General features: G+C 73.0%; 2 protein-coding genes. Both read left to right on the top strand.

What is annotated here, in order from left to right; genetic code table 11:
* Positions 1–1,863, top strand: a 1,863-nt coding sequence (locus ACZ418_RS42780) for a condensation domain-containing protein (RefSeq protein WP_468374273.1), incomplete at its 5' end; no start/stop codon positions are given.
* Positions 1,860–6,563 (top strand): amino acid adenylation domain-containing protein (locus tag ACZ418_RS42785; protein ID WP_468374276.1); only part of this gene is annotated, 4,704 nt, incomplete at its 3' end. The genes ACZ418_RS42780 and ACZ418_RS42785, both read left to right, overlap by 4 nt.

The following is a 6,563-nucleotide window of genomic DNA, read 5'->3' on the forward strand; positions in this document are numbered from 1 at the left end:
TTCACGGGCACCGCCGGTCGCGCTCCGGCGACGGTCGTGGAGGAGGTGTTGTGCGGGCTGTTCGCGGAGGTGCTGGGGCTGGAGGCGGTCGGCGCGGAGGACTCGTTCTTCGAGCTGGGTGGGGACTCGATCATGTCGATGCTGCTGGTCTCGCGGGCCCGTCGGGCGGGGCTGGAGATCACCGCGCGGCAGGTGTTCGAGCATCGGACCCCCGCCGCCCTCGCCACGGTCGCCGCCGCCACGGGGACCGGCACCGGTCTCCAGGGCGTCGACGTCGCGGTGGGTGAGGTGCCCCTGACCCCGGCGATGCGTGCCCTCGTCGAGCAGTCGGGTGTGGAGGCGCTGGCCGGCGGGCTCTTCCAGTCGATGCTGGTGCGCGGGGAGCGCGAGCTGGACTTCGAGAGGCTGGTCCGTGCGCTCGGGGTGCTGGTGGACCATCACGACATCCTCCGTGCTCGTCTCGAACAGTCCTCGGACGCGGCCGGCGCCGCGTGGCGGCTGCACGTGCCGCCGGCCGGAAACGCACCCGTGGCCGACTGGGTACGGCGCGTGGACGCGTCCGGGCTGGAGGGGCCGGAGCTGGAGCGGCTGATCGGCGAGGAGACGCGGGCGGCGGCGGCGCGGCTGGATCCGTACGGCGGGGTGATGGTGCAGGCGGTGTGGTTCGACGCCGGTCCCGGAACTGCCGGGCACGTTCTGCTCGTCGGGCACCATCTGGTGGTGGACGGGGTGTCCTGGCGCATCCTCCTGCCCGACCTGGCCGCCGCCTACCGTGCCCTCGCGACCAACCCGAACAACCCGAACAACGTGGACGACACGAACGACCAGGAACCGGCTCTGGACCCGGTAGGAGTTTCGTTCCGGCGCTGGGCGCGGGAGTTGGCCGACCGGGCCGTCGCGGCCGAGCGGGTCGCCGAGCTTCCGGTGTGGACGCGGATCCTCGACGGTGAGAGCGGCCCGGACCCGTTGGTCGGTTCTCGTGCCCTGGACCCGGCGCGGGATCTGGCGACAACCATGAGGCGGACGGCGGTGACGGTCCCACCGGACGTCACCCACGGCTTGCTGACGCAGGTGCCGTCCGCCTTCCACGCCGGCGTCGACGACGTGCTGCTGGCGGCCCTCGCCCTCGCGGTGGCCGCATGGCGTCGCGGGCGGGGCGGGGGTTTCCGCGACGACGTGCTGATCGATGTCGAGGGTCATGGGCGTGAGCCCCTCGCCGAGGGCATGGATCTGTCACGGACGGTCGGCTGGTTCACCAGCGTGTATCCGGTGCGGTTGGATCCCGCCCCGGTGGACTTCGCCGAGGTACGGGCGGGCGGCGCGGCCGCAGGCCGGGCGGTGAAGCGCATCAAGGAGCAACTGCGGGAAGTCCCGGGCGACGGTCTCGGATTCGGGATGCTGCGTCATCTCAATCCGGAGACCGCGCCGGTCCTGGCCGCGTCGCAGTCACCGCAGATCGGGTTCAACTACCTGGGCCGGTTCACCGGCGCGGCAGCGGGCGGCCCGGGCGGTGGCCCGGACAGCGGGGAGTGGCAGCCGGCGGGGGAGCACGCCCTGGGCGGCGGTGCCTCCGAGCGCATGGCGGCCGCCCACGTCCTGGAGGCCGCCGCGGTGGCCCAGGACACCCCGGACGGCCCCGAGCTGCTGCTGTCGTTCACCTGGCCGCGGCACCTGCTGGGCGCGGCGGACGTCGACGGACTGGCCGCGGAATGGAAGGCCGTGCTCGTCGGGATCGCGGCGCACGGCACTCTCGCCGACGCCGGCGGTCACACACCGTCCGACTTCTCCCTCGCGGACGTCAGTCAGGACGAGCTGGACGAGTTCGAATCAATGGCGAAAGAGATCGAAAGGGGAACACGATGAGCGACTCCGCGCTCGTGGGAGTCTGGCCTCTGGCGCCATTGCAGGAGGGCTTGTTATTCCACTCCCTGTACGACGACGAGGGCCTCGACATCTACATCGGTCAGCGCGTCCTGACCCTGCACGGGCCGGTGGACCCCGTCGCCCTGCGCGCCTCGTGGGAGGCGCTGGTGGACCGGCACGAGAGCCTGCGCGCCGGTTTCCAGCGCCGGGCCTCCGGCGCCCCGGTGCAGGTCGTCGTCCGCCAGGTGGCACTGCCCTGGCGTGAGGCCGATCTCGCCGGCCTGCCCCCGGAGGAGGCGGAGGCTCAGGCCGTGCAGCTGGCCGCCGAGGAACGGGCCCGGCGGTTCGATCTGGCACGGCCGCCGATGATGCGGCTCGCCCTGGTGAGGCTCGGCGAGAACCACCACCGGCTGGTGATCACCCTCCATCACATCGTCATGGACGGCTGGTCGATGCCGGTGCTGATGCGGGAGTGGATGGCGATCTACGCCGCCGACGGCAGGGCCGACGGGCTGCCGGCCGTGACCCCGTACCGCGACTACCTGGCGTGGCTGGCGCGGCAGGACAAGGAGGCCGCGCGGGAGGCGTGGCGTGAGGCCCTGGCCGGCGTGGACGAGCCGACGCTGGTGGCGCCGGCCGACCGGGACCCGGCACCGGTCATGCCCGACGAGGTGGTCATCGGGGCCGGTGAGGAACTGGCCGCCGCACTGCGGGCCGTGGCCCGCCGCCACGGTCTGACCGTCAACACCCTCGTCCAGGGAGCCTGGGCGATCCTGCTCGGCAAGCTGACGGGCCGCCGCGACGTGGTGTTCGGCGCGACCGTGGCCGGACGTCCGGCCGAGCTGCCGGGCGTGGAGGACATGCTGGGCCTGTTCATCAACACGGTGCCGGTACGGGTGCCCCTGGACCCGGCCCAGGCGGTGAGCGCCCTGTTGTCCGAGCTGCAGGACCGGCAGTCGCTGCTGCTCGCCCACCAGCACCTGGGCCTGACCGAGATCCAGCGGATCGTCGGCCCGGGAGCGGCCTTCGACACCCTGATGGTGTACGAGAACTACCCGGCGGACCCGGCTGGTGCTCCGTCCCCCACGGGCCTGAACGTCAGCGGAATGGCCGGCAAGGACGCCGCGCACTATCCGCTGAGCCTGGTGGCGGCGCCGATCGGCGGACTACAGCTCCAACTCGACTACCGTCCCGATCTGTTCGACCCGCACACCGCCCGCGCCCTGGTCGAGCGGCTGCGCCGGATCCTGGAGCAGTTCGCGGCCGACCCGGAGATCCCCGTCGGCCGGCTGGAGATACTGGACGACGCGGAGCACCGGACGGTGCTGTCCGCGTGGAACGACACGGCCGGGGAGGTGCCGGCGGGCACGCTGGGCGAGCTGTTCGAGGCCCAGGTGGCACGGACACCGGACGCGACCGCGGTGGTGTACGGGGACGTGGAGTGGTCGTACGCCGAGCTGGACGCGGCGGCGAACCGGGTGGCGCACGAGCTGATAGCGCGCCGGGTCGGGCCCGGCGACCTGGTCGGTGTGGTGATGCGCCGGTCGGCCGAACTCGTCTCGGTCCTGTTGGGGACCGCCAAGGCCGGTGCGGGATTCGTACTGGTCGACCCGGAGTACCCCGAGGCCCGGATCTCCTACATGCTCGACGACGCGCGCCCCGCGCTGCTGGTGTGCACGCGGGCGACCGAGCACGCGCTGTCCGGGGACGGACCGGCCGGAGGCGGACGGTCCGGGGACGAACTGTCCGGGGACGAACTGTCCGGGGACGAACTGTCCGGGGACGAACTGTCCGGGGACGAACTGTCCGGGGGTGGACTGTCCTGGGCCGTCGGCACCGGGCGTCTGGTGATCGACGACCCGGCGGCCCGCGAGACACTCGCCGCCAGGTCCGCCGAAGCACCTTCCGACGCCGACCGCATGGCTCCGTCGGCGGTCGGTGACGCGGCCTACGTCGTCTACACATCGGGTTCCACGGGCCGTCCCAAGGGCGTGCTGGTGTCCCACCGCGGCCTGGGCGCCCTGGTGTCGGCACAGGCGGAACGTTTCGATGTCGGCCCGGGCTCGCGGGTGCTCCAGCTCGCCTCGCTGAGCTTCGACGCGGCCGTGTCGGAGCTGTGCGTGACCCTGCTGTCGGGCGGCGCACTGGTCCTCGCCGACTCCGGGAAGCTGCCGCCGCTCGGCGACCTGGGCGAGGTGGCGGAGGAGTACGGAGTCTCCGTCGTGACGGTGCCGCCCTCGGTGCTGGGCGTCGTGGAGAGCCTGCCGGCCGCTGTCCGGACGCTGGTCGTGGCCGGTGAGGCCGCTCCGGCGGCGCTGGTGGCCCGGTGGTCGTCGGAGCGCCGGGTCGTCAACGCCTACGGCCCGACCGAGACCACGGTCTGCGCCGCCATGAGCGATCCGCTCACGGACTTCCCCGCCGACGCGGTGGTGCCGATCGGGCGCCCGATCACGAACACCCGGGTCTACGTCCTGGACGAGTTCCTGCGGCCCGTACCGCCCGGAGTGACCGGCGAGATGTACGTCGCCGGCTCCGGACTCGCCCTCGGCTACCTGGGCCGCCCCGGCCTGACGGCCGAGCGGTTCGTCGCCTGCCCGTACCCCGCCGGCGACGGCCCGGCCGCACGCATGTACCGGACCGGCGACCTGGCCAGGTGGACGTCCGACGGACAGCTCGTGTTCGCCGGACGCGCCGACGAGCAGGTCAAGGTCCGCGGCTTCCGGGTGGAACCGGGCGAGATCGAGGCGGTGCTGGCCGCGCATGCGTCGGTCGACCGGGCCGTGGTGATCGCCCGCGAGGACCGGCCCGGCGACAAGCGGCTCGTCGCGTACGTGGTCCCGGCGGACGCCGCTGCACCTGACGACGCGCACCCTCGCGAGTTCATCGCGGCACCCGACGGCGCGCACCTGCGCGAGTTCGTGACGGACCGGCTCCCCGACCACATGGTCCCGGCCGCGGTGGTGGTCCTCGACGCCCTGCCGCTGACCGTCAACGGCAAGCTCGACCGGGCCGCGCTCCCCATGCCCGACTACGCGGGCCCCGCGGGCGGCCGCGGCCCGGCCACACCCGTCGAAGAGGTTCTCTGCGGGCTGTTCGCCGAGGTTCTCGGAGTGGAACGGGTGGGAGCCGAGCAGTCGTTCTTCGAGCTGGGCGGCGACTCCCTGCTGGCGATGCGGCTCGTCACCCGGATCAGAGCCGTGCTCGACACGCGCATCGGCATCCGCGCCCTCTTCGCCACCCCCACCGTCGAGGGCATGGCCGGGCTGATCGAGAGGGGCACCGCCGCGGACCACGACGGCGAACGGCCCCGCCCCCCGCTCGTCCCCGTCGAACGCCCCGAGGCCGTGCCCCTCTCGTACGGGCAGCAGCGCATGTGGTTCCTCAACGGCCTGGAGGAGAAGGGCGCCGGCACCGCCTACAACCTGCCGCTCAGGCTCCGGCTGTCCGGCGAGGTCGATACCGCGGCACTGGAAGCGGCCCTCCGCGACGTCGCCGACCGGCACGAGGCCCTGCGCACGGTCTTCCCGGAGGCCGACGGCGCCCCGCGCCAGCAGATCCTGCACGGCCCGGCCGGACGGCCGAAGCTGATCGTCGACCAGGTCACCGAGGCCACCCTGGAACGCGAACTCGCCGAGGAGAACGAGCGCGGCTTCGACGTGGCCCGCGAACTGCCCTGGCGCGCACGGCTGCTGGTGCTGTCCCCTACCGAGAGCGTCCTGATCGTCGTCGTCCACCACATCGCGGTGGACGGCTGGTCCATGGGCGTGATCGCCCGGGACCTCGGCGCGGCCTACGCCGCACGACGCCGCGGCCAGGCCCCGGAATGGGTCCCGCTGCCGGTCCAGTACGCCGACTACGCGCTGTGGCAGCGCGAGGTCCTCGGCGACCTCACCGACCCCGACAGCCTGATCAGCTCGCAGCTGGACTACTGGCGCACCGCACTCGAAGGATCACCTGAGGAACTGTCGCTGCCGACGGACCGACCCCGCCCGTCGGCGGGTTCCTTCCGCGGCGGCTGGGTCCCCCTCGCCGTGCGCCCGCAGGCCCACGCCCGCCTGGTCGCCCTCGCCCAGCGCCAGGGCGCCACCATGTTCATGGTCGCGCAGGCAGCCCTGACCGTCCTCCTGGCCCGCATGGGCGCCGGCACCGACATCCCGCTGGGCACACCCGTGGCAGGCCGGGGTGACGCGGCACTCGACGACCTCGCCGGGTTCTTCGTCAACACCCTCGTCCTGCGCACCGACCTGAGCGGAAACCCCAGCTTCGCCGAGCTGCTGGCCCGGGTGAAGCAGACGGACCTGGCGGCCTACGCCCACCAGGACCTGCCCTTCGAACGGCTCGTCGACGACCTGAGCCCCGACCGTTCCCTCGTCCGCCACCCGCTGTTCCAGGTCATGCTGACGATCGAGAACACCCCGCCGGCGAAGTGGGAGCTGGCCGGCCTGGACACCCACCCCATGCAGCACGGCCCGGAGGCGGCACGCTTCGACCTGTCGGTGACCCTCGGCGAGCGACGCGACGACCAGGGCGCCCCGGCCGGGCTCGTCGGCGGCATCCAGTACGCCGCGGACCTCTTCGACGAGGAGACCGCCCGGTCGTTGGCCGACCGTTTGGTGCGGGTGTTGGAGCAGGTGGCGGCTGATCCGGGGGTGCGGGTGGGTCGGGTCGAGGTTCTGGGTGATGCGGAGCGGCGTGCGGTG

The organism is Streptomyces sp. NPDC030820 (assembly GCF_055572075.1).